26 protein-coding genes and 1 tRNA gene are annotated in these 26,306 nt (G+C 67.4%); 12 read left to right on the forward strand and 15 right to left on the reverse strand.

Annotation, left to right across the window (positions count from 1 at the left end; all coding sequences use genetic code 11):
* The first annotated feature begins 61 nt into the window (after nt 1–61).
* From BA899_RS08510 to BA899_RS08530, 5 genes are all read left to right on the forward strand, one after another.
* Nucleotides 62–979 (forward strand): alpha/beta hydrolase, encoded by a 918-nt coding sequence (locus tag BA899_RS08510; RefSeq protein ID WP_159300347.1) that lies wholly within the window; start codon nt 62–64, stop codon nt 977–979.
* Between the two features lie 17 nt (nt 980–996).
* Nucleotides 997–1,635: a GntR family transcriptional regulator gene (locus tag BA899_RS08515; protein WP_148122674.1), complete on the forward strand. Its 639-nt coding sequence runs from the start codon at nt 997–999 to the stop codon at nt 1,633–1,635.
* A 77-nt stretch (nt 1,636–1,712) separates the two neighbouring features.
* Nucleotides 1,713–2,069 (forward strand): hypothetical protein, encoded by a 357-nt coding sequence (locus BA899_RS08520; RefSeq protein WP_159300348.1) that lies wholly within the window; start codon nt 1,713–1,715, stop codon nt 2,067–2,069.
* A 91-nt stretch (nt 2,070–2,160) separates the two neighbouring features.
* The gene (locus tag BA899_RS08525) at nt 2,161–3,177 is read left to right on the forward strand and encodes an NAD(P)-dependent alcohol dehydrogenase (protein WP_144346980.1); all 1,017 of its coding nucleotides are present in this window, start codon (nt 2,161–2,163) and stop codon (nt 3,175–3,177) included.
* Nucleotides 3,178–3,200: 23 nt separating this feature from the next.
* Entirely contained in the window at nt 3,201–3,881 is a 681-nt protein-coding gene (locus BA899_RS08530) for an SOS response-associated peptidase (RefSeq protein WP_159300349.1), read from the forward strand.
* Nucleotides 3,882–3,905: 24 nt separating this feature from the next.
* On the opposite strand, the gene BA899_RS08535 is transcribed toward BA899_RS08530, so the two are convergent.
* Complete coding sequence (locus BA899_RS08535) at nt 3,906–5,468, reverse strand: BCCT family transporter (RefSeq protein ID WP_148122677.1); 1,563 nt, start codon at nt 5,466–5,468, stop codon at nt 3,906–3,908.
* A gap of 83 nt (nt 5,469–5,551) precedes the next feature.
* Complete coding sequence (gene putA / locus BA899_RS08540; RefSeq protein WP_159300350.1) at nt 5,552–9,049, reverse strand: bifunctional proline dehydrogenase/L-glutamate gamma-semialdehyde dehydrogenase PutA; 3,498 nt, start codon at nt 9,047–9,049, stop codon at nt 5,552–5,554.
* An 88-nt stretch (nt 9,050–9,137) separates the two neighbouring features.
* Between putA and BA899_RS08545 the strand changes: the two genes are divergently transcribed.
* Nucleotides 9,138–9,611: an Lrp/AsnC family transcriptional regulator gene (locus BA899_RS08545; RefSeq protein WP_110882335.1), complete on the forward strand. Its 474-nt coding sequence runs from the start codon at nt 9,138–9,140 to the stop codon at nt 9,609–9,611.
* A gap of 6 nt (nt 9,612–9,617) precedes the next feature.
* Here the strand turns inward: BA899_RS08545 and BA899_RS08550 are convergent, their stop codons facing one another.
* Both BA899_RS08550 and BA899_RS08555 read right to left on the reverse strand, forming a co-directional pair.
* A complete protein-coding gene (locus BA899_RS08550) occupies nt 9,618–10,253 on the reverse strand; it encodes a LysE family translocator (RefSeq protein WP_198515219.1) in 636 nt (211 codons plus the stop codon).
* A 15-nt stretch (nt 10,254–10,268) separates the two neighbouring features.
* Nucleotides 10,269–10,344 (reverse strand) — tRNA-Phe (locus tag BA899_RS08555).
* Nucleotides 10,345–10,410: 66 nt separating this feature from the next.
* On the opposite strand from BA899_RS08555, the gene BA899_RS08560 reads away from it, so the two are divergent.
* Nucleotides 10,411–11,520, forward strand: a complete 1,110-nt coding sequence (locus BA899_RS08560) for a DUF3524 domain-containing protein (protein WP_159300351.1) — start codon at nt 10,411–10,413, stop codon at nt 11,518–11,520.
* Here BA899_RS08560 and BA899_RS08565 read toward each other — a convergent pair.
* Genes BA899_RS08565 through BA899_RS08580 form a run of 4 tightly spaced genes read right to left on the reverse strand, consistent with a single transcriptional unit; the run spans nt 11,465 to nt 14,452 of the window.
* Nucleotides 11,465–12,292: a bifunctional allantoicase/(S)-ureidoglycine aminohydrolase gene (locus BA899_RS08565; RefSeq protein WP_148122688.1), complete on the reverse strand. Its 828-nt coding sequence runs from the start codon at nt 12,290–12,292 to the stop codon at nt 11,465–11,467. The two genes, BA899_RS08560 and BA899_RS08565, sit on opposite strands and share 56 nt — an antisense overlap.
* A 2-nt stretch (nt 12,293–12,294) precedes the next feature.
* Nucleotides 12,295–12,825, reverse strand: a complete 531-nt coding sequence (locus BA899_RS08570) for an ureidoglycolate lyase (protein WP_148122689.1) — start codon at nt 12,823–12,825, stop codon at nt 12,295–12,297.
* A complete protein-coding gene (gene puuE, locus BA899_RS08575; RefSeq protein ID WP_148121520.1) occupies nt 12,822–13,757 on the reverse strand; it encodes an allantoinase PuuE in 936 nt (311 codons plus the stop codon). Before puuE ends, BA899_RS08570 begins: the two co-directional genes overlap by 4 nt.
* Nucleotides 13,754–14,452 (reverse strand): GntR family transcriptional regulator, encoded by a 699-nt coding sequence (locus BA899_RS08580; RefSeq protein WP_198515221.1) that lies wholly within the window; start codon nt 14,450–14,452, stop codon nt 13,754–13,756. The genes puuE and BA899_RS08580 overlap by 4 nt, the downstream gene beginning before the upstream one ends.
* Nucleotides 14,453–14,609: 157 nt before the next feature.
* Here BA899_RS08580 and BA899_RS08585 point away from each other — a divergent pair, with 157 nt between their 5' ends.
* On the forward strand, nt 14,610–16,034 hold the full coding sequence (locus BA899_RS08585; RefSeq protein WP_148121521.1) for an NCS1 family nucleobase:cation symporter-1: 1,425 nt from the start codon (nt 14,610–14,612) through the stop codon (nt 16,032–16,034).
* Nucleotides 16,035–16,071: 37 nt separating this feature from the next.
* Here the strand turns inward: BA899_RS08585 and BA899_RS08590 are convergent, their stop codons facing one another.
* Genes BA899_RS08590 through BA899_RS08600 form a run of 3 tightly spaced genes read right to left on the reverse strand, consistent with a single transcriptional unit; the run spans nt 16,072 to nt 18,882 of the window.
* Nucleotides 16,072–16,344 carry an oxidative damage protection protein gene (locus tag BA899_RS08590; RefSeq protein WP_110882341.1) on the reverse strand — a complete coding sequence of 91 codons (273 nt, stop codon included), beginning with the start codon at nt 16,342–16,344 and terminating at the stop codon, nt 16,072–16,074.
* Nucleotides 16,334–17,398 carry an A/G-specific adenine glycosylase gene (gene mutY / locus BA899_RS08595; RefSeq protein WP_148121522.1) on the reverse strand — a complete coding sequence of 355 codons (1,065 nt, stop codon included), beginning with the start codon at nt 17,396–17,398 and terminating at the stop codon, nt 16,334–16,336. Before mutY ends, BA899_RS08590 begins: the two co-directional genes overlap by 11 nt.
* Nucleotides 17,398–18,882, reverse strand: a complete 1,485-nt coding sequence (locus BA899_RS08600; RefSeq protein ID WP_148121523.1) for an AsmA family protein — start codon at nt 18,880–18,882, stop codon at nt 17,398–17,400. Before BA899_RS08600 ends, mutY begins: the two co-directional genes overlap by 1 nt.
* 54 nt (nt 18,883–18,936) lie before the next feature.
* On the opposite strand from BA899_RS08600, the gene modA reads away from it, so the two are divergent.
* The 4 genes from modA to BA899_RS08620 all read left to right on the forward strand — a co-directional run bounded on the left by modA (nt 18,937) and on the right by BA899_RS08620 (nt 21,760).
* Nucleotides 18,937–19,743: a molybdate ABC transporter substrate-binding protein gene (modA, locus tag BA899_RS08605; protein WP_148121524.1), complete on the forward strand. Its 807-nt coding sequence runs from the start codon at nt 18,937–18,939 to the stop codon at nt 19,741–19,743.
* Nucleotides 19,740–20,411, forward strand: a complete 672-nt coding sequence (gene modB / locus BA899_RS08610; protein WP_148121525.1) for a molybdate ABC transporter permease subunit — start codon at nt 19,740–19,742, stop codon at nt 20,409–20,411. Before modA ends, modB begins: the two co-directional genes overlap by 4 nt.
* Nucleotides 20,408–21,487, forward strand: coding sequence for a molybdenum ABC transporter ATP-binding protein (gene modC, locus BA899_RS08615; protein ID WP_148121526.1), 1,080 nt, complete (start codon nt 20,408–20,410; stop codon nt 21,485–21,487). Before modB ends, modC begins: the two co-directional genes overlap by 4 nt.
* A 90-nt stretch (nt 21,488–21,577) precedes the next feature.
* The gene (locus BA899_RS08620; protein WP_069133861.1) at nt 21,578–21,760 is read left to right on the forward strand and encodes a hypothetical protein; all 183 of its coding nucleotides are present in this window, start codon (nt 21,578–21,580) and stop codon (nt 21,758–21,760) included.
* On the opposite strand, the gene BA899_RS08625 is transcribed toward BA899_RS08620, so the two are convergent.
* From BA899_RS08625 to BA899_RS08640, 4 genes are read right to left on the reverse strand one after another with little or no spacing between them, the layout of a single operon-like run.
* Nucleotides 21,761–22,792 (reverse strand): proline racemase family protein, encoded by a 1,032-nt coding sequence (locus BA899_RS08625; protein WP_198515223.1) that lies wholly within the window; start codon nt 22,790–22,792, stop codon nt 21,761–21,763.
* Nucleotides 22,789–24,348: an aldehyde dehydrogenase (NADP(+)) gene (locus BA899_RS08630; RefSeq protein WP_159300352.1), complete on the reverse strand. Its 1,560-nt coding sequence runs from the start codon at nt 24,346–24,348 to the stop codon at nt 22,789–22,791. The genes BA899_RS08625 and BA899_RS08630 overlap by 4 nt, the downstream gene beginning before the upstream one ends.
* A gap of 6 nt (nt 24,349–24,354) precedes the next feature.
* Entirely contained in the window at nt 24,355–25,302 is a 948-nt protein-coding gene (locus BA899_RS08635) for a delta(1)-pyrroline-2-carboxylate reductase family protein (RefSeq protein ID WP_159300353.1), read from the reverse strand.
* A 2-nt stretch (nt 25,303–25,304) separates the two neighbouring features.
* Nucleotides 25,305–26,306, reverse strand: coding sequence for a 4-hydroxyproline epimerase (locus BA899_RS08640; protein WP_159300354.1), 1,002 nt, complete (start codon nt 26,304–26,306; stop codon nt 25,305–25,307).

Below are 26,306 nucleotides of genomic sequence, written 5' to 3' on the forward strand. Positions count from 1 at the left end.
CCGAACACGCCCGACCGCTCTCCCCCAGTCAGTGGCCCATGCGTCGCCTGTGCCTGTCGAGATGGTCGGCCTGATTACGGCGGTGGCCGTGGTGGCTGCGCTGCTCGCGGGTGGCGCGGTCTGGCTGCGCCGCAGTCTCGCGGCGCCCCGCCGGCCGGTAAGGGGGACGCCGGCGGACTATGGTGTCGTCGCCGACCGTGTGCGGTTCCGCACCCGCCGCGGGCGCTGGCTGTCAGGCTGGTTGCTGGCGGGGGATCCGCGCGTCGGCCGCGTCGTGATCTGTCACGGCTGGGGCGTCAACCGGGTGTTCATGCTGGCTCTCGCGCGACCGCTGCAGCAGGCGGGCTGGCAGGTGCTGGTCTTCGACGTCCGCAATCATGGCAACAGCGATGACGATACCTTTTCATCGATGCCACGCTTTGCCGAGGATATCGTCGCGGCCGTGAGCTGGCTGCGACGCCATGACACCGGTGACGAGGGTCCGTTGGTGGTGGCCGGGCACTCGGTGGGCGCGGCGGCGACGCTGCTGGCGGCCTCGTGGTGCGACGACATTGATGCGGTGATCAGTCTGTCCGGGTTTGTCCATCCGACGCGCATGATGCAGCGCTGGTTGGCCGCCCGGCATATCCCCTATGTGCCGTTGGGCTGGCTGGTGCTGCGCTACATCGAGGCGGTGATCGGTCATCGCTTTGACACTATTGCACCGGTGAAGGTCATTCGCGGACTGGACATTCCGGTGCTGATCGCCCATGGCCGGGGCGATACGGTGATCCCCCCGGCCGATGCCGAGGCACTGGCCCGGGCAGGACCGCCGGAAACGACCCGGCAGGTATGGCTCGAGGGCGGGCATGACCTCAGCGACGAGCTGGCCGCGCAGTGGCCGCGGCTGGCGGGTTTCCTCGAGCAGGTCCGGGCTGAAACCGCCAGCATTGCAACACGCCGGCCCACGGCGCAATATCCAATGGAGTCGCATCGTTGAGCTGACATCAGGACTTCATGGACACGGTGACCGATCAGATCTGCCTTGCCATCCGCCAGCGCATTCTCGAGGGCGGCTTTCGCGGCGGGGACTTCCTCAAACAGCAGATGATTGCCGATGAGCTGGGTACCTCGCCGGCGCCCGTGCAGGCGGCCCTTTCACGGCTGGCCGCCGATGGCTGGGTGGAGAACATCCCCTACCGCGGCGCCCGGGTGATCGAGTGGACCCGCGAGGACAGTCACGAGGTTTTCGAAATCCGCGCCCTGCTCGAGGCGTACGCCGCCCGGCGCGCGGCGGTTCGCATCCGCGCGACCCAGCTCACGCGCCTGCGGGCCATCGTGGAGCAGGAGTTCACCCTGCTGCAGCGTGCTTCGCCGCCCCATGACTGGCTGAGTGATCTTAATCTCGAGTTTCACCAGACCATCATGGCCGCGGCTGGCAGTCGCCGCCTGCAGCGCTCGCTGGAGACGGTGATGCACGGCGCCATCTCCGCGCGCAGCACTTATGGCCTGGACCACCCGGTCATGGCCAACGCCATCGACGAGCACGCCCGCATCATCGAGGCGCTCGCCAACGCGGACGGTGAAAGCGCCGCTGATCTGATGCAGGTCCACATTCTGTCGGTGGCTCGAGGCCAGTGCGAGGAAGGGGTTTAATTTAGTAGTTGAATTTAATTGCGACGGGGGGATGGCATGACTAGCTTCAACATCGTACGGGGACACAAGGGATTGCCATGGAACGGCAGACAATGCTTGCCGACGCGGACCTGACCGCAAAGCTCAGGGAGTCGATCTCGCCGGCGCTCCCCTACGGTGCCTCCCTCATTGCGCTCGACATTCTGGTGGCGGTGACCCGCGCCAGCAACGCGCAAACGCCGCTGAGTGTGAAGCAGCTGCTTGCGACGCTGCCTTATTCGGTGACGGGAGTTCGCTACAACCTGTCGCAGTTGGTGGCGGATGGCTGGCTGATCAAATCACGCCGGGCGGATGACCGACGTCTGGTACGGCTGTTGCCCACCGACCGGGTCGCCGAGGCGTTTGCCGAGGTGCGCCGCGAATGCGAGTCCCAGCTGCGTGTTCCCCCGGATTAGGCCTGTCGGGGCGTGAATGGTTGCGTCGATCCGCCAGCGTGCTCAGCATGACGCTCTATAACAGTCAGGCATTCACGCTGAGGAGAAAGCTATGGGGAACCGGACACTGACAATCGCCGCTGGCGGTGGCTTCGATCAGGTCAGCCTCGACAACCGGGCCGACCCGCCGGCACCCGCCGCCGGCGAAATCACCGTCCGACTGCGCGCCAGTTCCCTGAACTACCATGACTACGGGGTCGTTAAAGGGCCGATGGCCCCCCGGCACGAGTCGCGTATCCCACTTTCCGATGGTGCCGGTGACGTGACCGCCGTGGGCGAGGGGGTCGACGAGTTTGCCGTGGGGGATGCGGTGGTCAGCACGTTCTTCCCGGACTGGGTGGACGGTGATGCGACCGATGAGGGCTTTGGCGGGACACCCGGCGATGGCATTGATGGCTATGCACGGGAATCCGTGACCCGTTCCGCCAACGCCTTTACCCGCATCCCGGCAGGCTGGAGCCATGCCGAGGCGGCGACGCTGACCACGGCGGGTGTCACCGCCTGGCGGGCGCTGTTCGTCAACGGCAACCTCAAGCCCGGTCAGACCGTGCTGACCCTGGGCACCGGCGGGGTGTCGATCTATGCCCTGCAGATGGCCGTGGCGGCCGGCGCCCGGGTGATCGCCACCTCCTCGAGCGACGAAAAGCTTGAACGGCTGCGGGCGATGGGCGCCGAGGCGGTGATCAACTACCGCGACACCCCCGAGTGGGGAGACGAGGTCCGTGCGCTGACCGAGGGCCGCGGTGTCGATCATGTCGTTGAAGTGGGCGGCCCGGGCACGCTGCAGCAGTCGATGAAAGCCGCCGCCGTGGGCGGGCACATCTCGCTGATCGGTGTGCTCACCGGCGTGAACGGCGACTTCCCGCTGATTCAGGCGCTGTTGCGTCAGCAGCGTCTGCAGGCCGTGCTCGTCGGCAGCCGGCGCGATCAGCAGGATCTGGTCGAGGCCATGGAAGCCACCGGCATCCAGCCGGTCATTGATCGGCATTTTCCGCTGGATCGGCTGGTCGAGGCCTTCCAGCACGAGGAAAGCGGTGCCCACTTTGGCAAGATCTGCATCGATATCTAGCCACTACAGCGACGGCCTGCGCCATGTGCGGACGCTTTGACCGCCACGTCAGCGCCGATGCCGTGGCCCGGGCCATGGGCGCCGGCGACGGGCTCGAAGAATCCGATGCGCCGGCCGGTGGTTACAACATCACCCCCGGCCGGCCGATTCTGACCGCCCATGCCGACCCGGCCTCGACGGCACCGCGGCTGGCGCTTGACCACTGGGGCTTTCACCCGCACTGGGCGGGCAGTGATGCGCCGTCCCCCATCAATGCCCGGGCCGAGACCGTGGCCACGTCGCCGTACTTTCGTGATGCGTTTGCCCATCGGCGCTGTCTGATCCCGGCCAACGGCTGGTTCGAGTGGCAGGCCACCGACGCCGGCAAGCAACCCTGGTATTTCACCGCAACGGATGCCCCGCTGATCGCCTATGCCGGCATCTGGACCGAGGCCCCGGAAGACGGCACCGACGCAGGCCGCTCCTGCGCCATCATCACCGAGCCGGCGCGCGGCATCGCCCGTTCGGTTCACCCGCGCATGCCCCTGGTGCTGGACCCCGGGTGCTGGGCGAGCTGGCTTGATCCCCAGCTGACCGCGCGGGCGGATATCCGCCGGGCCGTCCAGCGCCTCGACCCCGAGGCGCTTGAGGCGTGGCCGGTGTCCCCCCGGGTCAATCGACCCAGTGAGGATGACCCGGCGCTGCTCGAGCCGGTCGAGCCCTGATCGGGCCCTGCCCGGGACCGGACCTCAGCGTACCAGGCCCTGGGCCCGCGCCATGGCATAGGCCGCTTTCGGCCCGGTCCACAGCGATGGCAGCAGCACCAGCGACACCGGGATGGCGGTCACCACGATGAACTGCTGCAGTGCCGAGATCTGCCCGGCACCCATGTAGAGCAGGATCGCGGCCATCACCGCCAGGGCGATCCCCCAGAAAGCGCGAACGCCTGTCTCGGGACGGTCGTGCCCGGTGGCGACCATGGAGATGGTGTAGCTCATTGAGTCGCCGGTCGTGGCCACGAAGATGGTGGTCAGCAGCAGGATCGCGGCGGCCATCACCGAGCCCAGTGGCAGGGCCTGGGCGACGGTGAGCGTGGCGACATCAAAGCGGAAGTTGGTCAGCGCTTCGGCAAGATCGATGCTGCCGTTCAGCTGGTAGAAGATGCCCGAGCCGCCCAGCAGCGTGAACCAGACCGTGGTGGCGACCGGAGCGGCCACGCAGACCGCGAGGATCATTTCGCGGACGGTGCGCCCGCGCGAGATCCGCGCCACGAACAGCGCCATCAGCGGCCCATAACCGATGAACCAAGCAAAGAAGAACACCGTCCACCACTTCATCCACCAGTCCGGCGCGGTCTGGGTGGTCATGGTGGCCATGGCGAGGAAGTTGCCCAGATACGCCCCCATGCCCTGGGTATAGGCGTCGACCAGGAACAGCGTGGGCCCGAACACCAGGATGACCGCGCCAATGGCCAGTGCCAGGTAGACGTTGAAGCGGCTGAGCATCTGGATGCCGCGATGGATGCCGGTGATCGCCGAGGTCACATAGATCCCGCCGAGCACCACCAGCACCGCCAGCTGGGTGCCGTAGCCATCGGGCAGGCCGAACAGCACGCTGCCGCCAAAGGCGACCTGGGTGGCCAGAAAGCCGATGGGGCCGACGGTGCCCGCCACCACCGAGATCACGCACACCGCATCGACGACGCCGCCAAAGGCGCCGCGCATGACCCGGTCGCCGAACACCGGATAGAGCAGGGTGCGGGGCTGCAGGGGCTGCCCCTTGACGTAGTGCGCGTGCACCAGCACCAGACTGGTCAGCCCGCCCAGCACCGCCCAGGCAAGAAAGCCCCAGTGCATGAATGACTGGGCGAGGGCGCCGCGGATGGCCTCGACCGTGCCGGTCTCGGTGTCAAATGCCGGCGGCGTCTGGGCGATGAAGTGGTACACCGGTTCACCGGCGGCGAAGAACACCCCACCACCGGCCAGCAGGGTGCACATGATGATGGCCACCCAGCGGAAGGTGCTCATCTCGGGGGTGTCGAGATCGCCCATGACCGCGCCGCCGGCCGGCGAGATGGCCACCGCGATGGCAATGACGAAGGTCAGCAGCAGCAGCAGCTGGAAGTATGAGCCCAGGTACTTGGCCGTCCAGGCAAAGCCGCCGCCCACCAGCTGACTGACCAGATCGACATCAAGGATGGACAGGCCGACAAACAGCAGTATGAACCCTGCGCTGATCCCGAAGACCCAGGGGTCACCAAAGATGCGTTGATTGTTTGTGCCTGTCCCGTAGTGATCCGGCGTTCTGGCCATTGGCGCTTTCCCCCCATGGATAAAAAGCGCCGCATTCTGGGAGCCCGCCTGCGGGAAGTAAAGCGGCGTGCAGTCGCCGCGGGTTACTGCACCTTGGCGAGCAGCTGGGCGTTGCCACCGGAAGCGGTGATGTCCACGCAGACGTGGCGCTCGTGATTGACGTGGGCACGGTCCGGGCGACCGGTGATCAGCGGTAGTATGACGCCGTCGCGCTGCGCGAGGGCGCGGGCATACGACTGCCCGGCGGGGGTGTCGCCCCACCAGATCGCTGCCGAAAAACCGGTCAGTGTCTCCAGCGCACTGGCTGGCAGTGCCCCGGGCACCTCGATGGCCACGCCGCCCAGCGCCTCCACCTGGCGACGCTGCTCGGCGGCGGCCTCGACCCCCGGCCCCAGGCAGAGCAGCGGGGCCCGGGGAACATGATAGAGGCGGTTGGACTCGCCGGTGGGGCCCGGCATGTCCATGCCCTGGGCGGGCATGGGGGCATTGGCACTGGTCTCGAGCATCTCCTGGATGGCGCCGACATCCGCCGGCTCGGCGCCGGGCTGGCCGATGGCCGGTGGCGGCGTCCCACGGGCGAAGCGGGGCACGTAATCGGGGCCGCCGGCCTTGGGCCCGGTCCCTGAAAGCCCCTCCCCGCCGAAGGGCTGACTGGCGACAATCGCGCCGATCTGGTTGCGGTTGACGTACAGGTTGCCGGCATGGACGCGGTCGACGATGTGCTGGACGCGGTCCTCGATGCGGGTGTGCACCCCGAAGGTCAGTCCGTAGCCACGAGCGTTGATGGCATCAATCACCGCGTCGAGGTCTTCGGCTTGATAGCCGGCGACATGCAGCACGGGACCAAAGACCTCACGCTCGAGGTCGTCGATGCCATCAACCTCAATGACCGCCGGGCCAACGAAGTGGCCGCTCTCGGGGGCCTCAACCTGCTTGATCAGACGCCCGTGACGGCGGGCTGCGGCGACGTAACCGTTGATCGCCGTGGCCGCTTCGGCGTCGATCACCGGCCCCACGTCGGTGGACAGCTGCCAGGGATTGCCCAGGCGCAGTTCATCCATCGCACCCAGCAGCATGCGCATGAAATCGTCGCGGACATCCTCCTGTACATACAGGCAGCGCAGCGCCGAGCAGCGCTGACCGGCCGACTGGAAGGCACTGGCGATCACATCGCGCACCGCTTGCTCGTGCAGCGCCGTGGAATCGATGATCATGGCATTCAGGCCGCCGGTCTCGGCGATCAGCGGTGCCCCCGGGTCGAGGTTGCCATGCATGCTGCGATGGATGGCCTGTGCCGTTTCGGTCCCGCCGGTGAAGGCGACGCCGTCGATCCGCGAATCAGCGGTGAGGGCCGCCCCCACGCGCCCCCCGTCACCGGGCAGAAACTGCAGGGCCGAGACGGGCACACCGGCTTCATGGAGCAGCGCCACCCCCTTGGCCGCGGTCAGCGGAGACTGTTCGGCGGGCTTGGCCAGTACCGCATTGCCCGCGGCCAGTGCCCCGGCGATCTGCCCGGTGAATATGGCCAGCGGGAAGTTCCACGGTGAAATGCAGGCGAACCGCCCCCGCGGCTCGGGCTCGAGCTGCCGGGACTGGCGGGCATAGTAGTAGAGAAAGTCGATGGCCTCACGCAGCTCGCCAACGGCGTCGAGCAGGTTCTTGCCGGCCTCGCGGGCGACGATGGCCAGGATTTCGCCAAAGTCGCGTTCATAGAGCTCGGCGGCCCGCTCGAGGATGTTGCCCCGCTCACGTGGTGAAGCCGGCCACGGCCGGGCGGCTTCAATGGCGCGTTCGACGTCACCGGGGCTGGCGTCGTAGACCGTGCCGACAATGTCGGCGGGATCGGCGGGATTGGGGTGGTCGTGCCCCTCAGCTCCCTCGGCGGCTGCCCTATCGGCGAGCAGTGGTCGGGCCTCAAAACGGCGGGCGTGGTAAGGCCGCCGGGCGCCCTCGATGCAGTCCAGATCGGCGATGTCCCCCAGATCGAACCCCCGGGCGTTGCGGCGCACCGGCTGGAACAGTTCCGGGCCGTTGGCAAGCTTGGGGTTGACCGGGTGGACAACATCGTCGAGCGCTTCGAACGGACAGGCGACCACGGTCTCCGGCGGGACGTTCTCGTCAACGATCTGATTGACGAATGAGGAGTTCGCGCCGTTTTCCAGCAACCGCCGCACCAGGTAGGCCAGCAGGTCGCGGTGCTCGCCCACCGGCGCATAGATGCGGCAGCGGGTGCCGTGACGCTGCATGACGATGTCGTGCAGGCGCTCGCCCATGCCGTGCAGGCGCTGAAACTCGAAGGCCTCGGCGGGTACGGCCTGCTCCCCGGCCATCGCCATGATCGCCGCGACTGAATGGGCATTGTGCGTCGCGAACTGGGGGTAGAGCCGGTCGGTCATTCCCAGCAGCTGGCGCGATACGGCCAGATAGCTGACGTCGCTCCCGGCCTTGCGGGTGAATACCGGAAAACCATCCACGCCCAGCGCCTGGGCGCGCTTGATCTCGGTATCCCAGTAGGCGCCCTTGACCAGACGCAGCGTCATCCGTCGATCGAGTCGTCCGGCCAGCGCATAGAGCCAGTCCACCGTGTCGGCGGCGCGCTGGCCATAGGCCTGAATGACCATGCCAAAGCCGTCCCAGCCGGCGGTGCCGGGGTCCTGCAGGATGGCCTCGGCCACCTCCAGCGAGAGGTTGAGCCGATCCGACTCCTCGGCGTCGATGTTGAACCCGAGGCCTTTGTCGGCGGCGAGCCGGGCGAGGGCGGTGACCCGCGGCACCAACTCGGTGAGTACACGGTCGCGCTGGGCCAGCTCGTAGCGCGGGTGCAGCGCCGAGAGCTTGACCGAGATGCCCGGATTGTCGCGGGCACTGTCATGGCGCGCGGCGGCGCTGATGCGCAGGATGGCGTCGCGGTAGGCCTCGAAATAATGCTCGGCGTCCGTCGCGGTGCGGGCGGCCTCGCCCAGCATGTCGTAGGAGTAGGTGAAGCCCTTTTTCTCCTGCCCGCGCGCTCGCTTGAGGGCCGCCTGGATGGACTCGCCCAGCACGAACTGCCGGCCCATTTCGCGCATGGCGCGCCCGACCGCGGTCCGGATCACCGGCTCGCCAAGGCGCTTGACGGCACTGCGCAGGTTGCGGGTGACGCCCTTGCCGGGATCGTCGAGGATCCGGCCGGTCAGCATCAGCGCCCAGGTCGAGGCGTTCACCAGGCTGGAGCTGGAATGCCCCATGTGCTGGCCCCAGTCGGACGGGCGGATCTTGTCCTCAATCAGGGCATCAATGCTGGGCGCATCCGGCACCCGCAGCAGGGCCTCGGCCAGGCACATGAGCGCGATGCCCTCGTCGGTGGACAGGCCATACTCGGCGAGAAACACCTCCATCAGCCCGGGACGGGCGCTCTGGCGGATTTCGCGCACCAGGCCGGCGGCATCCGCGACGATGGCGCGGCGCTGGGCCGGGGACAGCGCCGCCCGGTCGACGAGCCGCTGCAGCGTGGTGATCTCCGAGCGCCGCATGCCATGGGTGAGGGCCGCCGGCAGTTCGACGGGACGATTGCTATCGAGGGCACTGATTCGAATATCCATGCCAATCACCATAAACGAGAAAAAATGATAGATTGGCCTGAAAAAGACGGATCAGAAGGTCAAACGAATTGTTCTGGAGGCCTTTTAAATGACGGATGAACCGGGCAAAACCCTTTCCCTCGATCGTCTGGACCGCGCCATCCTCCGGGTGCTCTCCGTGAACGGCCGCATCAGCGTGGCCGAGCTCGCCCGCCGTATCGGCCGCTCCAAGACGCCCACCCAGGCGCGCCTGCAGCGCCTTGAGAAAAGCCAGGTGATTCGCGGCTATCGGGCCATCCTCGACCCCATCGGCATCGGCGCGGCGCATGTGGCGTTCGTCGAGGTGCGCCTGTCGGATACCCGCGAGACCGCGCTGCGCGACTTCAATGCCGCCGCCCGCGATATCCCCGAGATCGAGGAATGCCACCTCATCGCCGGTGGGTTCGACTATCTGCTCAAGGTGCGCACGCCCGGGATCTCGAGCTATCGGCGGGTGCTTGCCGAATCGATTTCCAGCCTCCCGTATGTGGCTTCCACCAGTACCTACGTGGCCATGGAAGCGGTCAAGGAGCTGGGGCCCTGATCCGTTCTAGGCCAGCAACAGGTCGTAGACGATCTTGGCCGAAAACCCCAGAAAGGCCACGCCGGCCAGCCGCTCGATCCAGTGCTGGTGATCCTCGAGCCGCACCAGCATGCCGGTGGAGGCGGTCAGCAGGCTGACGGTGGAAAACCAGACCAGCGCGCAGACACCAATCACGCTGATCAGCACCCCGATCACCAGCGTCGGTGTCGTGGGGCTGATGGCGCTGCCGAAGATGCTTGCAAAAAAGACGATCGCCTTGGGGTTGGTCAGGTTGATCAGCAGCCCCAGCAGAATCGGGTTGCGGGGACCGGCGGGTACCCGCACCGCTTCCTGCTCGATGTGGCGTACCGGCAGGCGTGTCAGCACCAGACGTATGCCGAGATAGCCCAGAAACAGCGATCCGCCGGCCCGCACCACCACCTCGAACCACTCGATGCGGTTGGTGAGTGCCGACAGCCCCAGCGCGCTCAATGCGGCATAGAAGGTGATCCCCAGGCTTACGCCGACCGCGGTCAGCACGCCTGCGCGCGTCCCACGGGCCACGGTGTTGCGGACCACCGCGACAAAGTCCGGCCCCGGCAGCATCAATGCGGGTGAAAAGACGGCAAAGATGCCAAGGATGGGGAAAAGCGACTGCATCATGGGATTCAAGAGGAGTGGTGGCCAGGGAGAGAATCGAACTCCCGACACGACGATTTTCAGTCGTCTGCTCTACCGACTGAGCTACCTGGCCGCCGGAACCGCTATATTCAAACCGATGCGCCGGGACGGGTCAAGGTACAACGCCTATAATCGCGGCATGAGACAACGCATTCTGCTGCTGTCGGCTTATCAGGCGGATAGCCATGCCTGGTGGACGCAATGGCTTGAGCAGCGCTTCGCCGACATCGACTGGCGGTGCCTGACGCTCCCCGGGCGGCATTTCAAATGGCGCATTCGCGGCAATCCGCTGTCGTGGATCGATCACATCGCCGAGGCCAGTCAGGGCGTCGATCGGGTGCTGGCCACCTCGATGGTCGATCTGGCGACGCTGCGCGGATTGCATCCGGCCCTCGCGGGGATCCCCACCGATTATTACTTCCACGAAAACCAGTTCGCCTATCCGGTCGGGCCCGGGCAGCGGCCCTCGGTCGAGCCGCAGATCGTGCAGCTCTATGGCGCGTTGGCGGCCGACCGGTTGCTGTTCAATTCCGAGTGGAACCGCGGTAGCTTTCTCGACGGTGTCGCGGCCTTGCTGCGGCGCATGCCGGATGCGGTGCCAGCGGGCATCGTCGAGCGTCTGGCCCCGAAAACCGCGGTTGTGCCGGTGCCAATCGTTCCGCCCGCGCCGGGTCGCGTATCACGGGATGCACGATTGATCCTCTGGAATCATCGCTGGGAGTACGACAAGGCGCCTGAGGTGTTCGCCGATGCCGTCATCCGGTTGGCCGAGGCCGGCCATGCGTTTCGGCTGGCGCTGCTCGGTCCCCGACCCCATCCGCCGCCACCCGCCCTGTCGCGTATCCTGGATGCCCTGGGCGATCGCGTCATCGCCAACGGCCGTGTGCCGCGCGGCGAGTATGATGCCCTGCTGGACCGCGCAGGGGTGGTCGTGAGTACCGCCATCCATGAATTCCAGGGACTGGGGATGCTTGAGGCGACGGCCGCCGGCGCCACCCCGCTGGTGCCCGATGCGCTGGTTTATCCCGAGCAATATCCCGCCGAGTATCGCTATCCCGCTGGTGATGCCGATGCGCTGGCGCGGCGGTTGGCGGAGTGGCTGGGTGACAGCGCCCGGCCTGGCGCCCCGGATGTATCGGGCTGGTACGACACGGCGCTGCAAGCGCTCTGGCGGCAGACGCTGAGCGGACCGGTCAGCGCAGCTGCAAGCTCGGGTGGCGGTTCACATCCTTGTACAGGAGATAGCTGAAAGGCCCGGTTCCCCCGGCATAACAGGCCTGGGGGCAGAATGCGCGCAGCCACATGAAATCACCGGCCTCGACCTCGACCCAGTCCTCGTTGAGGCGGTAGACGGCCTTTCCTTCAAGCACGTACAGGCCGTGCTCCATGACATGGGTTTCGGCAAACGGAATCAGGGCGCCGGGGTCAAGGCTGACCACGTTGACGTGCATGTCGTGGCCGATGTCATCGGGATCGATCAGGCGCGTGGTCCGCCAGCGGCCCTCGGCATTGGCCATGGCGACGGGGGCGACGCTGTCGGCAGGCGCGCTGAAGCTGGCCGGTGTGGCGATATCCGCCACCGGTTGGTAGGCCTTGCGAATCCAGTGAAAGGTGACCGGCCCGGTGCCGGGATTGGTGACGGTGTAACGCTCGCCGGGCGCCATCCAGGCGAATCCGCCGGGGCCGAGCCGCTCGGTGCGGTCGGCGTAGGCGATTTCAAGCGTACCGGCCAGCACAAAGTAGGCCCCTTCGCCGTCGGGATCCGGCTCGGGCCGTGCGCTGCCTCCGCCGGGCTGCACTTCAAGGATGGCCTGAAAAAAGGTTTCGGCGAATCCCGATAGTGGCCGGGCCAGGATCCATGCCCGGGTCTGCGACCAGTGCGGGAGGCGGCTGGTGACGATATCCCGCAGCACGTCGTTGGGGATGACCGCGTAGGCGGTCCTGAACACGGCGCGACCACTGATGTGTCCAGACTGATCCGGGACGCCGCCGGGGGGCAGGGCGTAGGGGCTGGTGGTCATGGTCAGGGCAGCTCCGTGGTTGTCACGACAATTGTTTCCTCGAGCGGGGCCTCGTCGCAGTTGTTGCCGGGGCCATCGCGATCCACCACCAGAAACTGCGAAGCAGCCTGCAGGGCGATGAGCGGGTGGTGCCAGACGCCGGCGGCATAGTTGACGCCCTGGTCGCCGCGGGCGATGAACGCGCGCAGGGCGGTGGCTGCCGGTGGTTCGCCGGCGGGCGCCACCACCACCAGCCAGGGACGCTGTTCGAGGGGCATGAACGCCTGACTGCCGAGTGGGTGCCGCTCGAGCATCCACAGCTCCGCGGGCAGTGAATACGGCTGGCCCAGAAAGATGCTGATGATGGTTTCGGCCTGGCCCTCATCGGCGGAGGATGCCGGGGCCGGCTCGGCCGTCGCGACGGCCAGGCGGTGGTAGCGCTCGGTCAGGCCATTGTTGATCGGAAAGGGATCGGTGCTCCGGGTGTCGATGACCGACCCAAAGGCCGCGAAGCGCTTCGCGGTGAGGGGTTCGGCGGTCAGGGTGATGGTCATGCGCGGGTGACCCCGGGAGCGGGATGGAGCTGCTGCCAGTGCCGGGCGATGTCGATGCGGCGCGTCACCCAGACATCCGCGTGGCTTTCGAGATGGTCGAGAAACCGCTGCAGGGCGCGGAACCGCCCCGGACGCCCGATCAACCGTGGATGGAGTCCCACCGACATCATGCCCGGTTGGTCCGCGCCTTCCGCGTAGAGGACATCAAAGCTGTCGCGCAGATAGGCAAAAAACTGATCGCCACTGTTAAAACCCTGCGGGGTGGCGAAGCGCATGTCGTTGCAATCCAGCGTGTAAGGTACCACCAGCTGGTGGTGGGGCTCGCCATGGGTGTCCTCGACCGGCATCCAAAAAGGCAGCTCGTCGCCATAGTAATCCGAGTCGTACAGGAAATTCCCCTGATCGACCACCAGGCGCCGGGTCCGGGGGCTGTCCCGGCCCGTGTACCAGCCTTCGGGCGGGTGTCCCGTCAGCGCCCGGAAGATCTCGATGGCGGTCTGCATGTGTTGGCGTTCAGTGGCCTCATCGATCCCCTGATAGTCGAGCCAGCGATAGCCATGGCAGGCGATTTCGTGGTCCGCCTCGCGCAGCGCTGCGGTCACCTCGGGGTTGAGCTGCAGGGCCCGGGCGACGCCGAAGACGGTCAGTGGCAGGCCGCGCCGCTGAAACTCGCGGAGCACCCGCCAGACGCCCACCCGACTGCCGTATTCATAGATCGATTCCATGCTCATGTGGCGATCGGCGACGGCCGGCGCGTTGATGATCTCCGAGAGAAACGTCTCGGCATGGGCGTCTCCCTCGAGGACGCAGCGTTCGCCGCCTTCTTCGAAGTTGAGCACGAACTGCACGGCAACCCGGGCACCACCGGGCCATTGTGGATCAGGACGATGGCGGCCGTAACCAATCAGGTCGCGCGGGTTGGGATGGGTCATGAAGCGATTTCCGAGTCGTCGAAAAGGGTGGAAAAGTCGGGGGCCTCGCGCGGCGCCTCGGCAAACTCGAGGCTCGCCTCGATCTCGCGCAGGTGGTGATCCATCCAGCGCTCGGCCTGCTCCACCGCGCCGGCTTCGAGCAGCCGCAGCAGTTCGTCATGCTCGCCACAGTCGCAGCCAATGCTTTGATGCGTGCCATAGACCGCGATGATCAATGAGGACAGAGAGCTCAGCTGCTCGACGAAGGCGCGGGTCAGTTCGTTGTCGGTGACTGCCATCAGCTGGGTATGAAAATCCGCCGAGTGCTTGATGGCCGCGCTGCGATCGCCGGCGCGTCGGGCGGCCTGCTCACGCTGGACAAGCGCATGCAGGTCACGGTGATGCTCGGGCGTGAAATGCCTGACCACCGCAGGGATGCTGCCGCACTCCAGCAGGCGCCGGTTGGCGAACACATCCGCCGCCTGCCTGGCGGTAGGTCGGTTGACCTCCGCGCCGCGGCGCGGCCGCTGCACCACCAGCCGATCGATGGACAGTCGCTGCAGGACCTTGCGGATGCTGGTCCGGCTGACCCCGAAGGTCTGCCCCAGGGTGTCCTCCGGCAGCCGATCGCCGGGCCTCAGCCGGTGGTCGACGATCGCCGTGCGCACGGCCTGATAGATCGCTTCGTCGCTTGTTCTGTCCCGTTGCTCGCTCAACTCTCTCGCCTCCAATTTTGTACACAACATCGTATCCAACAGACCGACGGATTGCATACGAAATCCGTATGCGCAATGATTGCAGGCTCGTGTCCTGTTAACCGTCTGATTTTAAACAAAAATGCACCATGCAGGTGCAAACGCAGGGAGTCCCGTGATGACTGACCGCCTCGAAAACCACGATCCGTCGCTCTATAACGAGGATCTGGCGCCGATTCCAAAGTCTGCCCGAAAATGGGGCGCCTTCGAGATCTTCAACGTCTGGGCGAACGACGTACAGTCGTTGTTCGGCTACACCCTGGCCGCATCGCTGTTCATCAGCTACGGGCTCAACGGCTGGAGTGTGTTTCTGGCGATCCTGGTCGCCGGTTTTTTCGTCATGTGGCTGGTCAACCTCATGGGTCGGCCCAGCGTTGAGCATGGCATCCCCTTTCCGGTGATGGCCCGGGTCAGCATGGGCGTCCGCGGCGCCAATTTTCCAGCGATGGTGCGCGGCATCGTGGCGATCTTCTGGTACGGCGCCCAGACCTATTTTGCCTCGACGGCGGTCGCGATGCTGCTGTTCTCGCTGTTTGGCGGCTCGGCGGACAGCGGCGGGATGCTGCTGGGCATGAACACCCTGTCCTGGGTCGCCTTCATCATCGTCTGGGGTTTTCAGGTGGTGCTGTTCTGGCGGGGGATCGACTGGATCAGTCGTTTCCTGAACTTTGCCGGGCCATTCGTCTACATCGTCATGCTGATTCTGGCCGGGCTGATCTGGCTTGAGGCGGGTTCCGATCTGCTCCCGCAGCTGGGCACGATCTTCCAGGGCATGGGCGACTACGAGGGCAGCTCCGTGGCGGCGTTCTTCGCCGTTGTGGGCACGATGATCGCCTACTTCGCCGCCGTCGTGATCAACTATGGCGACTTCTCGCGTTTCGTCGCCAGCGAGCGGCAGATGAAAAAGGGCAACTTCTTCGGCCTGCCACTGAACATCGCGTTCTTCTCGCTCATTGCGTTGATCGTCACCGCCGGTACGGCGGTGGTATTCGGCGAGACCGTCACCAATCCCACCGAGATGGTCGAGCGGGTCGATTCGCTGCCGCTCACGATCATCGCGGCGCTCATGTTCTTCGCCGCCACCGTGGGCATCAATCTGGTGGCCAACTTCATTCCGCCGGCCTATGACCTGGCGAACCTGGCCCCGTCAAAGATCGATTTCCGGGTCGGTGGCGCCATCACCTCGGTATGCGGCTTCATCATCGGTGCGCTGTGGGTCTCGACGATTTCGCAGATCGGCATCTTCGGTTTCGTGAACACCCTCGGAGCCATCCTGGCCCCGGTCTACGGCATCATGATCGCCGACTACTACCTGGTGAAGTCGCAGAGCATTGATCTGAATGCACTGTTCTCGAGCGACGAGACAGGGCAGTACTACTACGACAATGGCTGGAATCGCCGCGCGATGATGGCCTTCGCCATCGCCGGGATCTTCTCGATCTGCACGGTCTGGGTGCCGGCGCTCGAGAGCCTGTCCGGGTTTTCGTGGGTGATCGGCGCGCTGCTCGGCGCCACGATCTACTACGTGATCGTCAAGCGCTGAGGTTGACGGCGGCCCGGGGCGGCACCGCCGTCCCGGGTCAGTCCTCGGGCTGAAAATCCGGCGGCGGCGCCGAGCCCTCGCCAAAGAAGAACTTCTCCATCTCCTGCTCAAGAAATGTGCGTGCCTTCGGGTCCATCGGCGAGAGTCGATACTCGTTGATCAGCATCGTCTGGTGGCCCAGCCACATCTTCCAGCCTTCCTGGCTGACGTTCGCCATGATCCGCTCGCCCAGTTCACCGGGGTAGGGCTGGCGTTTCATCTTCTGGCCCTCACGGCCGAGTTTGATGCAGTGGACGGTATCATCGCTCATGATCGAGCTCCTGTTGGTGAATCAGGCGTTGCACCGGGGCCGGCAGCCCGGGTGGGTTGTCGGTATGCGGTTTATACCAGAGCCGGTCGGCATCCTCGATGCCATGATCGCTCAGTAACCGGGCGCGAACCGGCTGGATCGTCAGGCTGTAGTGGGTGAACTCGTGGCGCAGCGGCGGCAGTGTATCGTCCATCAGCTCGATCTCCAGCCCGCGCTCAGTCCGGGCCCAGTCCTCGGTCGGCGCCGTTGCCTCGGGCAGTGACCAGAGGCCGGCCCAGATTCCCGTGGGCGGCCGGCGCTCGAGCAGAATCCCTTCGGGCCCGTCAATGATGATCATGGTGGTGGTTCGCAGCGGTTTCTCCCGCTTCGGCCGGCGGCCGGGATAGGCGCCTGGATTGCCCTGGGCGAACGCCTGGCAGCCCGACTGCAGCGGACAGCGCGGGCACTGGGGCTGGCGGGTGCAGAGCGTGGCGCCCAGATCCATCATGGCCTGGTTGAAGTCGCCGGTCCGCTGGGTGGGCGTCACCGCCTCGCTGTATGCCCACAGTTCGCGGGCCACGGCGCTTCGGCCCGGCCAGCCGGGCACCGCGAAGTAGCGCGCCAGGACCCGCTTGACGTTGCCATCCAGGATCGCCGCAGGCGTGCCCCGGGACAGCGACAGGATGGCGGCGGCGGTGGAGCGACCGATCCCGGGCAGGTCGGCCACCGCGGCTGGGTCGTCGGGGAAGACGCCGGCATATTCGTCCACCAGCCGTTGCGCGCAGCGATGCAGGTTGCGGGCGCGGGCGTAGTACCCCAGTCCCGCCCAATACCTGAGTACTTCGTCCAGGCTTGCCGCCGCCAGCGTCTCGACGTCGGGAAACCGGGCCATGAAGCGTTCGAAGTAGGCGATGACGGTGGTGACCTGGGTCTGCTGCAGCATCACCTCCGAGATCCACACCCGGTAGGGCGTCGCCGGATGCTGCCAGGGCAGATCATGGCGGCCCGCGCGGTCAAACCACTCGAGTACCGCCGGGGCAAATCCGTCCCGGGTCGGAGGCTGCGCCACGGCCATCAGTTGAGCAGCCCCTCCAGCCGGTCGCGCAGTCTGTCGACCTCTTCCTCGACCCGCTCGCGGATCTGCGTGCCCTGGCTTTCCTGCAGCACGCGGGCGATGTTCAGCCGGATGGACGGATCACTCCAGCTGCCCTCGATCTGCAGCGGGATCGACACGCCCCGCAGCGACTCCGGCGGCTCACCCCCCTGTCCCTCGAGACTGCCCACCACGCTGACATCCAGCGACAGGTCCAGGCGCTGCGCGGCCAGGTCGGTCTGACCCTCACCGCGCAGCCGCAGCACCGGCGAGTCCATGGCGATGTCATCGCTGCGGGCCACGCCATCGCGCACGACCACACTGGCGGTCAGGCTGGTGAAATCGGTGCTCGGGTTGGCATCGGCGGCGGGCGGTGTCTCACCCTGAAGGCGGGCCAGCGCCTCGCGGATCAGGCGGGCGATGTTGACCCCCTTCACCGCGCCGTCGCGGATGCTGAAATCGCCACGGGCGTTGAGCGTGGACAGCGGCGCGGCCCCGCTCGACAGGGCCATTTCGCCGTCGGCGTTGATCCCGGCGGTGCCGGTCAGGCGGTCGATGCCGGTGAGCGCCTCGAGCAGCGGCCCCATGGCGACGCCGTTGAGCCCCTCGTCAAATGTGACCGGCAGACGGCTTTGCTGGCTAGCCAGGCGGATGTCACCGGTGTACGCGCCCTCGTAGAAATCCGCGCCCAGCGGATGGATACGCCAGCCCTCGCCGGTCTGGACGACATCGGCGTTCAGCGCGGTCAGTGTCAGATCGTTGGCGCTGACCGTGGTGTCGCGCAGTGACAGGGTGTGATCGCGGCGGATGATCAGATCGCCGTCAATGCGCGTCTGCCACTGTTCGTCGCCCCGCTCGATGGCGGCTTCAAAGGTGATGGGAGCGGTCTCACCCAGCGCAATGGCTCCCAGGTCCAGGGTGACCGGATCGGCGCGGAGGCGCTCGCCGGTGGTCTCGTCTGTGTAGAGCAGCCGCCCGCCGGACAGATCGATTCCTCCCAGGCTCAGGCCGACCAGCCAGTCCGGCAGGCCGCCGGTGGCACCACCCGCATCGCCGCCCTTGCCGGCGCCGTCACGGGCGGTGCCGATCTGCCAGTTGGCCTGTCCGGAGCCATTGCGAATGAGCCGGACGGTGGGCTGATCGATGGTCAGGGTCTCCAGCTGGATCTGGCCCGATAGCAGCGGCATGACGGCCATGCCAGCACTGACGCCTTCGGCGCTGAGTAGCGGGGTGTCGTCAAACCCGTCCCCGCTGCCCAGCCGAATGCCACCCAGATCAAGGCTGAGCCGCGGGAACAGGCTCCAGCCGATTTCGTCTTCGATGACGAACGAGCGCCCCAGCTGATCCTCGACCGCGGCGGTCAGCGAGTCGCGGTAGTCGTTCGGATCGAACAGCAGGAACAGCGCGGCAATGCCCGCCACAATCAGTGTGGCGATACCGCCGAGCAGGATGAACAGCACCCTCATGCGATGGCTCTCTTGTTAGGATGACGACTGGGATCATAACGCCGAAAGGGAAACATGAGCGATCAGGCCGCATTGGCGCCCGGCGCGGGGCGTGGCTCCGCGCTGCTCAAGTGGCTGCTCGCCGGGCTGTTGCTGGGGCTGGTCGCGCCGGCATGGGCCGCACCGCTGAAAGTGGCGGTGGCCTCGAACTTTCTGGCACCGCTCGAGGCCCTGGCCGACGTCTACCACCGGCAGGGTGGCCCCGCGCTGCAGATCAGTGCCGGCGCCACCGGCCAGCTTTACGCCCAGATCACACAGGGTGCGCCCTATGATGTCTTTCTGGCCGCGGATCAGGCCCGGCCGCAACGGCTGGTGGCCGAGGGCGCGGCGCTTGCCGACTCGCGCATGACTTATGCCCGTGGCCGGCTGGTGCTCTGGGCCCGGCCCGGTGTCGAGCTGCCCGTCAATGGCCTGGCCGGGCTGCAGCGCTCGTCAGTGACACGGCTCGCCATCGCCAATCCGGCCCTTGCCCCCTACGGTCGGGCCGCCCGTGAGGCGCTGCAGGCAAGCGGACAGTGGTCGGTGCTGAGTGAGCGGATCGTTCAGGGGCAGAACGTCGGCCAGGCCCTGCAGTATCTGGCGACCGGCAATGTCAGCCATGCGCTGGTCGCGGCGTCCTACACCCGCCTCGATGAGGGTCCGGCCGGCGACCACCAGCCGGTGGAAGCGCAGCTGTATGCTCCGATCCGCCAGGACGCGGTCATTCTGTCCGGGACGGCATCCGCCGATCAGGCCCGGGCTTTCCTCGCGTTTCTGCGCGGGCCGGCGGCGGCCGACGTGCTGGCGTCGTTCGGCTATCGCCCGGCGGGTGGGTCGCGATGAACCTCACGCCGGTGTGGATCAGCCTCCAGCTTGCCGCGGTGACCGTCGTGGTGTTGCTGGTGTTGGGCACTCCGCTGGCCTGGTGGCTCGCCACGGGGCGCAGCCGCTGGCGGGTGGCGGTGGATGCGGTGGTGGCCCTGCCGCTGGTGCTGCCCCCCACGGTGCTTGGCTTCTACATGCTGATCCTGCTCGCCCCGCAGGGACCGGTCGGAGGGCCGTGGCTGGCAGTGACCGGTCAGACCCTTACCTTCAGCTTTACCGGTCTGGTGATCACCTCGGTGCTCTATTCGCTGCCGTTTGTCGTCCAGCCACTGCGCGATGCCTTCCGCGGGATCGGCCCGCGGCCGCTGGAGACCGCGGCGATGCTGGGCGCGGGCCGGCTGGATGCGTTCGTGACGGTGGCCTGTCCGCTGGCGGGGCGGGGTTTTGTCACCGCCATCGTGCTCGGCTTCGCCCACACACTCGGGGAGTTCGGGGCGATCCTGATGGTTGGCGGCAGCCTGCCGGGCGAGACGCGCACCGTCGCCATCGCGATCTACGAAAATGTCGAGACCCTCGACTACGCGGCCGCCCATGCCCTGTCCGCCGGGCTGCTGGTGTTCTCGTTCGTGGCGCTGCTCATCATCTACACGCTCAACGGCCGGCGGCGCACGGGGGTGGGGCTGTGACGGCGCGGCCGCTGGATTTTGACGTGACGCTCGAGCGCCCGGGCTTCCAGCTGCGGGCGGCGGACCGGATCGAGTCGGGGATTACCGCGCTGTTCGGTCCATCGGGCTGTGGCAAGACCAGCCTGCTGCGCTGCCTGGCGGGGCTCGAGCCGGCGTGCCGGGGCCGGATCCGGCATGGCGATCAGCCCTGGCAGGGCCGGGAGGTGCGCCTGCCGCCGCATCGCCGTGCCGTTGGGCTGGTGTTCCAGGACACCCGGCTGTTCCCGCATCTGAGCGCGCGCGGAAACCTGGACTTTGCCGAACGCCGACGGCGGGGCGACGGCCCTGGCCGTGCCGAGGTGATTGAGGGTCTTGGCCTGCGCGCGTTGCTTGATCAGAGTCCCGCGGCGCTCTCCGGCGGCGAGTCGCAACGCGTGGCGCTGGGTCGGGCGCTGCTCGCCGGGCCGCGGCTGCTGTTGCTCGATGAACCCCTGAGCGGGCTGGACGCCGCGCGCCAGCGCGAGATCATGCCGCTGCTGCGGGCCATTCCCGAGCGTTTCGGCGTGCAGCTGCTGGTGGTCACCCACGCCTGCCACGAGGTGCTCTCGCTGGCGGATCGCATGATCCTCATGCAGGCCGGGCGGCTGATCACCCAGGCGCCGGTGAGCGATCTGTTTTCGGCGCCGGACTACTGGCCCATCCTGGGGCTCACCGAGCCGGCCGTGGTCTGGCCGGGCCGGGTGGTGGCCCGGGACAACGACTGGGGCTTGACCACACTGGCCACCGACGCCGGGCGGCTTCGGGTGAGCGGTATCAACCCCGGCTCGGGCGCGCCGGTGATGCTGCGGGTCAGCGCCCGCGACGTGGTGCTGAGCCTCGAGCCGCCCATGGCCACCAGCATGCTCAACAGCCTGCCGGTGCGGGTCGAGGCCCTCGAGAACGAGCGCGACGGCGTGGTGCGCGTGCGCCTGGCGGTGGGCCATCGCGCGGCGTTGTGGACGCATGTCACCCGCCAGTCAGTGGCTGCCCTGCGGCTTGAGCCGGGCCGGCGTCTGCATGCATTGATCCGACCCGAAGTGCTTGGCGTCAATCATTGATAAAGGCGAATGACAGAGCCTTTACTCCCGCCCGCCCCAGCGTCAGACTCCGCGCCTTTGCAGTGCACCAAAATACGCGGAGATGGTTTCATGGCAGGCGTCGCGCAGCAGAGTTGTCACGTTGAATACCGCGGCTGTGACATCGTCATCAGTGGCCCCTCGCGCGAGGCCCACGCCCAGGCGCAACGCATCATCCGCCGCTTTGCCTGCAGCGCCGTGCCCTACCGGCTGGCCAGCACGGGCACCGACCAGGTCATCCTCAAGCCGGCCTGACTAGCCGCCAGGGTCGGCAAGCCGCGCCGGCACCTCGAAGCCATCGGGCAGGGGGTCGTCGGCCTCCACCTCGAACCGGCCGCTGCCGCTGTAATGCCCGGTCCCGGTGACTGTCACGATCAGATGCCCATCGGCATCCACCTCGCGGATCACGCCACGGAAGGCGACGCCGCTCAGCCCCGCCACATCCCAGGCCTGACCCGGACCGATCAGCCCCTGGCGATGGCCAAGCGCCAGCCGCGCGGCAATCCCGGATCCAGTGGCACTGCGATCGACCTGGCCGCCACCAAAGATGCACAGGTTGCGTGACGCCGGCGACTCGCCGGGCAGTCGCCCGTCGGTGATGATGCAGCCATACAGAAAGCCCAGATCGGCGGCATCGGGATGGCGGATCGTCAGCTGCGCGCGTCCCGCCTGGATGATCCCGCGACCCGCCTGCACCAGGGACTCCGTCGGGCTGTCGGCCAGATCAAGGCCCAGTCGACGCGCCCGAACGACCGCGTAGTAAGCACCGCCGTAGGCGATATCGACGCTGACCGCGCCATGGCCGGGCAGTGTCAGGGTCTGCGCCAGCGGACCAGCAAAGACCGGCACGCTGTCAAAGCTGACCGCCCCGATGGGGCCGTCGGCCGGTGTTTCCACGCGCACGGCCACGGGGCCGCAGGGGCACTGCAGGTTGAAGTGCGTGACCGGGGGCGTCGGCGTGACAAGGCCGGTGTCGATCACCCAGCGCCCCAGGGCGACGGTGGCGTGGCCGCACATGGTGCTGTAGCCCTCGTTGTGCATGAACAGCACCGCCAGTGCACAGTCCGGGTGATCGGCCGCGGCCGGCCAGACGCCGTACATGTCGGCGTGGCCGCGGGGTTCGAGCATCAGGTGCCGGCGCACCCGGTCGTGCCGGGTCATGGCGTCGCGGCGTTTCTCGAGCAGGGTGTCACCGGCAAGCGGCGGGGCCCCGTCGGTGACGATGCGCACCGGCTCACCGGCCGCATGCAGATCGGTGTAGCGGTAATGGTGAGCGGTCGGCGTCACTGCCGCGTCCCGGGCTGGTCGATGCCGTCCACCCGCCGCGGCAGGCCCAGCGGGTTGTCATCCCGCAGCGCCGGTGGCAGAGCCGCCGCGGGCATGTCCTGCACCGCCACCGGGCGCAGGAAGCGCTCCATGGCCCGGGTGCCCACCGAGGTGCTGCGGCTGTCGGTGGTGGCGGGATAGGGCCCGCCATGGACCATGGCCTCGCCGACCTGTACGCCGGTGGGAAAGCCGTTGAACAGCACCCGCCCGGCGCGCTGTTCGAGCTGGTGGATGAGCGCGGCATGCCCGCTCAGTTCGGCATCGCTGGCGTGGATACCGGCGGTCAGCTGGCCGTCGAGATCAGCGGCCACCGTGGTGAAGGGCGTGGCGGCGTCCACCACCACAATCAGCACCGCCGGGCCGAACACCTCGTCGGCCAGTTCCGGCTGTTGGCGCAGGTGCTCGAGGTCAGTGATGAATGCCATGGCCCGGGCGCGTCCATCGGCCGCTTCGCCCGTTGCCAGCCGGCTCACCCCGTCGGCGGCATCGAGCCGCGCGCAGCCCGATTCATAGGCCGACAGGATCCCCTCATGCAGCATGACCGCCGGTGGAATGGCGGCGATGGCGCCGGCGAGCTGGTCGCGGAACGCCTCGAACCCCGCGTCATGGCGCAGAAACACGACGCCGGGTTTGGTGCAGAACTGCCCGCAGCCCATGGCCACTGAACCGGCGAGTCCCGAGGCGATATCGCCGCCGCGCTGGGCGAGGGCTTCGGGGAGGATGAACAGCGGGTTGACGCTGCCCATTTCGGCATACACCGGGATCGGCCGGTGGCGCTCGGCGGCGAGGCGCTGCAGGGCGAGGCCGCCGCGCTGCGAGCCGGTAAAGCCCACCGCCTGGATGGCGGGATGCTGCACCAGTGCGGCGCCCAGGGCATGTTCGGCGCCCTGCAGCATCGAGAACACGCCGCCGGGTAGCCGGTGCTCGGCGACCGCCGCTTCCACCGCCTCGGCGGCGAGGGCTGACGTGCCAGGGTGCGCCGGATGGGCCTTGACCACCACCGGGCATCCGGCCGCCAGCGCCGAGGCGGTATCACCGCCACACACCGAAAAGGCCAGTGGGAAGTTGCTGGCCCCGAATACGGCCACTGGCCCCAGGGGGATATTGCGCTGGCGCAGATCGAAATCGCCGTGCTCGATGCGAACGCCCAGAAACGCCCCCTCGCGGACGACGCCGGCAAACAGCCGCAGCTGTCCGGTGGTGCGGGCCAGCTCGCCGCGAATGCGTGCCTCGGGCAGTCCGGTCTCGGCGCCGGCGCGCTCGACAAAGGCATCGGCCCGTTCATCGAGCCCGCTGGCAATGGATTCCAGCAGCGCCGCGCGCTGTTCGAGTCCGGCGGCCGCCAGGGTATCGGCCGCATCGGCCGCCGCCCGGCATGCCCGGTCGACCTCCTGCGGCGTGGCCTCGGCAAAGGCCGGGTCCAGCGGTTCGCCACTGGCGGCGTCGCGGGCGTTGAACGGGTTGCGGCCGGCCGCGGTCCGGGTCCCGGCAATGAATTGATCGGCTGTGATCGTCATAAAGCCCTACTGCGTCGATGAAGTGTGGTGTCGGTCCAGAGACTCTAAGAGGACCTGGCCGGCGGCGAGGTCCCAGAGAGACTGACCAACGCTTTTGAAAATGATCGGGCCGCCGCCCACCGGCTGGGCCTGGTCCAGCACCACGGCCTCGAGGGAAGTGGCCTGCCGCCAGTCGAAATGCCCGGATTCATGGGCCTGGATGAGGTCGCCCGCCTCTTCGCGGGCGCCTTCGGCCGTGTCGATGACCACCCGGCCATGGGCCAGCAGCGCCGGCGGCACTTCCGCCATATGGGCACGGAACGCGCCCACTGCGGCCACAAAGGTGTCGGCGGGCAGCGCGGTGGGCAGGATCGGTCGTGTCGAAGTGGTGGCCGTCACGATGACGCGGACCGTATCCAGAACCGTGGCCGGATCATCGATCACGCTGACGCGCATGCCGGCCTGGTTCATCTCGGCGGCGAGGGCCTCGGCCCGGGAGCGGGTGCGCGAGTACAGATAGGCCTCGCGCAGACCCAGGCCATCACGGAACGCCTCGAGGTGGGTGCGGGCCTGGGTGCCGGCCCCATAGACCAGCATCGGGGTATCGGTGCGGGGTGCCAGTTGCCGGGCGGCGAGCAGCGACACCGCCGCCGTCCGCCGGGCCGAGACGGCGCCCCCGTCCACCAGCAGCTGACGCTCGCCGGTGGCGGCGTCCAGGACCACCATCTCGCCCTGTATGGTCGGGCGGCCATGGCGGCTGTTGTGCGGGTGGACCGTGACCAGTTTGGTGATTGCGAGGCGGCCATCGGTGGCAGGCATGAGCAGCAGCGTACCCCCCTCGGCAAGCCCCATGGCGCCGCGGGCGGGGCACTCGGTGTGTCCGGCCCGGGCGCTCGCCAGCACCCGGGCGCAGGCGTCGGCAAGGGCCGGATAGTCGAGTCGCTCGAGGGTCTGCTGGCGGTCGAGTGTGCGCATGGTCAGTTCACCGAAAAGCCGAGGGCGAAGGGGTCGCGATCATCAATGAAGATCGTGTTGTAGCCGGTGACCCGGGCCCAGCCAGTGATCTGCGGGCGGATGCCGGTATGCGGGCCGATGATCTCAGTGCCCAGAACCTCGCCGGTGAACAGGCTGCCGATCACGCTTTCATGGACAAACCGCTGGCCCACCGCCAGGCGCTCGCGGCCGTGGAGCTGCGCCATGCGCGCCGAGGTGCCCGTGCCGCAGGGCGAGCGATCGATGGCCCGGTCGCCATAGAACACCGCGTTGCGGGCATCGGCCGCCGGATCGCGTGCCGGCCCGGTCCACATCACGTGCGAGACCCCGCGGATCGTCGCGTCGTCCGGATGGACCGGATCAATCAGGGCGTTGAGGCGCCGGCGTACCTGCGGTGACAGGCGCAGAATATCGTCCACGCTCAGCTGATCCAGACCCTCAAAGCCCGGCTGGGGATCGAAGATGGCGTAGAAGTTGCCACCATAGGCGATGTCGCAACGCAGCCGCCCCAGGTCGGGGACATCCACTTCGACATCACGCGCTTCAAGCCAGGCCGGCACATTGCGCAGACTCACCGATTCGACGAACCGCCCCGGCTGCTCGTAGCTGACCTCGACCTTGCCAGCGGGCGTTTCCAGCGCCAGCCGTCCGGCCTGGGTCGGCGTGACCAGTCCTTCCTCAATGGCGGTGGTGACGGTGCCGATGGTGCCGTGCCCGCACATCGGCAGGCAGCCCGAGGTCTCGATGAACAGCACCCCCAGGTCACAGTCGGGCCGCGTGGGGGCGTAGAGGATCGAGCCCGACATCATGTCGTGGCCGCGGGGCTCGAACATCAGCCCCTGGCGGATCCAGTCGTAGTGGGCCAGAAAGTCCTGGCGGTACCCGCTCAGGCTGTCGCCGCGCAGCCGCGGCCCGCCGCCGGCCACCACCCGCACCGGGTTGCCGCAGGTGTGGCCGTCAATGCAGAAAAACGTATGCCGTGCCAT

It is taken from the genome of Spiribacter sp. SSL99 (assembly GCF_009805925.1).
In the GTDB taxonomy this organism is placed as follows: domain Bacteria; phylum Pseudomonadota; class Gammaproteobacteria; order Nitrococcales; family Nitrococcaceae; genus Spiribacter; species Spiribacter roseus.

Coding starts and splice junctions, on each gene's coding strand:
- BA899_RS08515 (WP_148122674.1), top strand. CDS start 997: ATGGACACGGTGACCGATCAGATCTGCCTTGCCATCCGCCAGCGCATT.
- BA899_RS08545 (WP_110882335.1), top strand. CDS start 9,138: ATGACGGATGAACCGGGCAAAACCCTTTCCCTCGATCGTCTGGACCGC.
- putA (WP_159300350.1), bottom strand. CDS start 9,049: ATGGATATTCGAATCAGTGCCCTCGATAGCAATCGTCCCGTCGAACTG.
- BA899_RS08560 (WP_159300351.1), top strand. CDS start 10,411: ATGAGACAACGCATTCTGCTGCTGTCGGCTTATCAGGCGGATAGCCAT.
- BA899_RS08565 (WP_148122688.1), bottom strand. CDS start 12,292: ATGACCACCAGCCCCTACGCCCTGCCCCCCGGCGGCGTCCCGGATCAG.
- BA899_RS08640 (WP_159300354.1), bottom strand. CDS start 26,306: ATGGCACGGCATACGTTTTTCTGCATTGACGGCCACACCTGCGGCAAC.
- BA899_RS08530 (WP_159300349.1), top strand. CDS start 3,201: ATGTGCGGACGCTTTGACCGCCACGTCAGCGCCGATGCCGTGGCCCGG.
- BA899_RS08590 (WP_110882341.1), bottom strand. CDS start 16,344: ATGAGCGATGATACCGTCCACTGCATCAAACTCGGCCGTGAGGGCCAG.
- puuE (WP_148121520.1), bottom strand. CDS start 13,757: ATGACCCATCCCAACCCGCGCGACCTGATTGGTTACGGCCGCCATCGT.
- modB (WP_148121525.1), top strand. CDS start 19,740: ATGAACCTCACGCCGGTGTGGATCAGCCTCCAGCTTGCCGCGGTGACC.
- BA899_RS08550 (WP_198515219.1), bottom strand. CDS start 10,253: ATGATGCAGTCGCTTTTCCCCATCCTTGGCATCTTTGCCGTCTTTTCA.
- BA899_RS08535 (WP_148122677.1), bottom strand. CDS start 5,468: ATGGCCAGAACGCCGGATCACTACGGGACAGGCACAAACAATCAACGC.
- BA899_RS08635 (WP_159300353.1), bottom strand. CDS start 25,302: ATGCGCACACTCGACCGCCAGCAGACCCTCGAGCGACTCGACTATCCG.
- BA899_RS08585 (WP_148121521.1), top strand. CDS start 14,610: ATGACTGACCGCCTCGAAAACCACGATCCGTCGCTCTATAACGAGGAT.
- BA899_RS08570 (WP_148122689.1), bottom strand. CDS start 12,825: ATGACCATCACCCTGACCGCCGAACCCCTCACCGCGAAGCGCTTCGCG.
- BA899_RS08620 (WP_069133861.1), top strand. CDS start 21,578: ATGGCAGGCGTCGCGCAGCAGAGTTGTCACGTTGAATACCGCGGCTGT.
- BA899_RS08630 (WP_159300352.1), bottom strand. CDS start 24,348: ATGACGATCACAGCCGATCAATTCATTGCCGGGACCCGGACCGCGGCC.
- modA (WP_148121524.1), top strand. CDS start 18,937: ATGAGCGATCAGGCCGCATTGGCGCCCGGCGCGGGGCGTGGCTCCGCG.
- BA899_RS08510 (WP_159300347.1), top strand. CDS start 62: ATGGTCGGCCTGATTACGGCGGTGGCCGTGGTGGCTGCGCTGCTCGCG.
- mutY (WP_148121522.1), bottom strand. CDS start 17,398: ATGGCCGTGGCGCAGCCTCCGACCCGGGACGGATTTGCCCCGGCGGTA.
- BA899_RS08520 (WP_159300348.1), top strand. CDS start 1,713: ATGGAACGGCAGACAATGCTTGCCGACGCGGACCTGACCGCAAAGCTC.
- BA899_RS08600 (WP_148121523.1), bottom strand. CDS start 18,882: ATGAGGGTGCTGTTCATCCTGCTCGGCGGTATCGCCACACTGATTGTG.
- BA899_RS08525 (WP_144346980.1), top strand. CDS start 2,161: ATGGGGAACCGGACACTGACAATCGCCGCTGGCGGTGGCTTCGATCAG.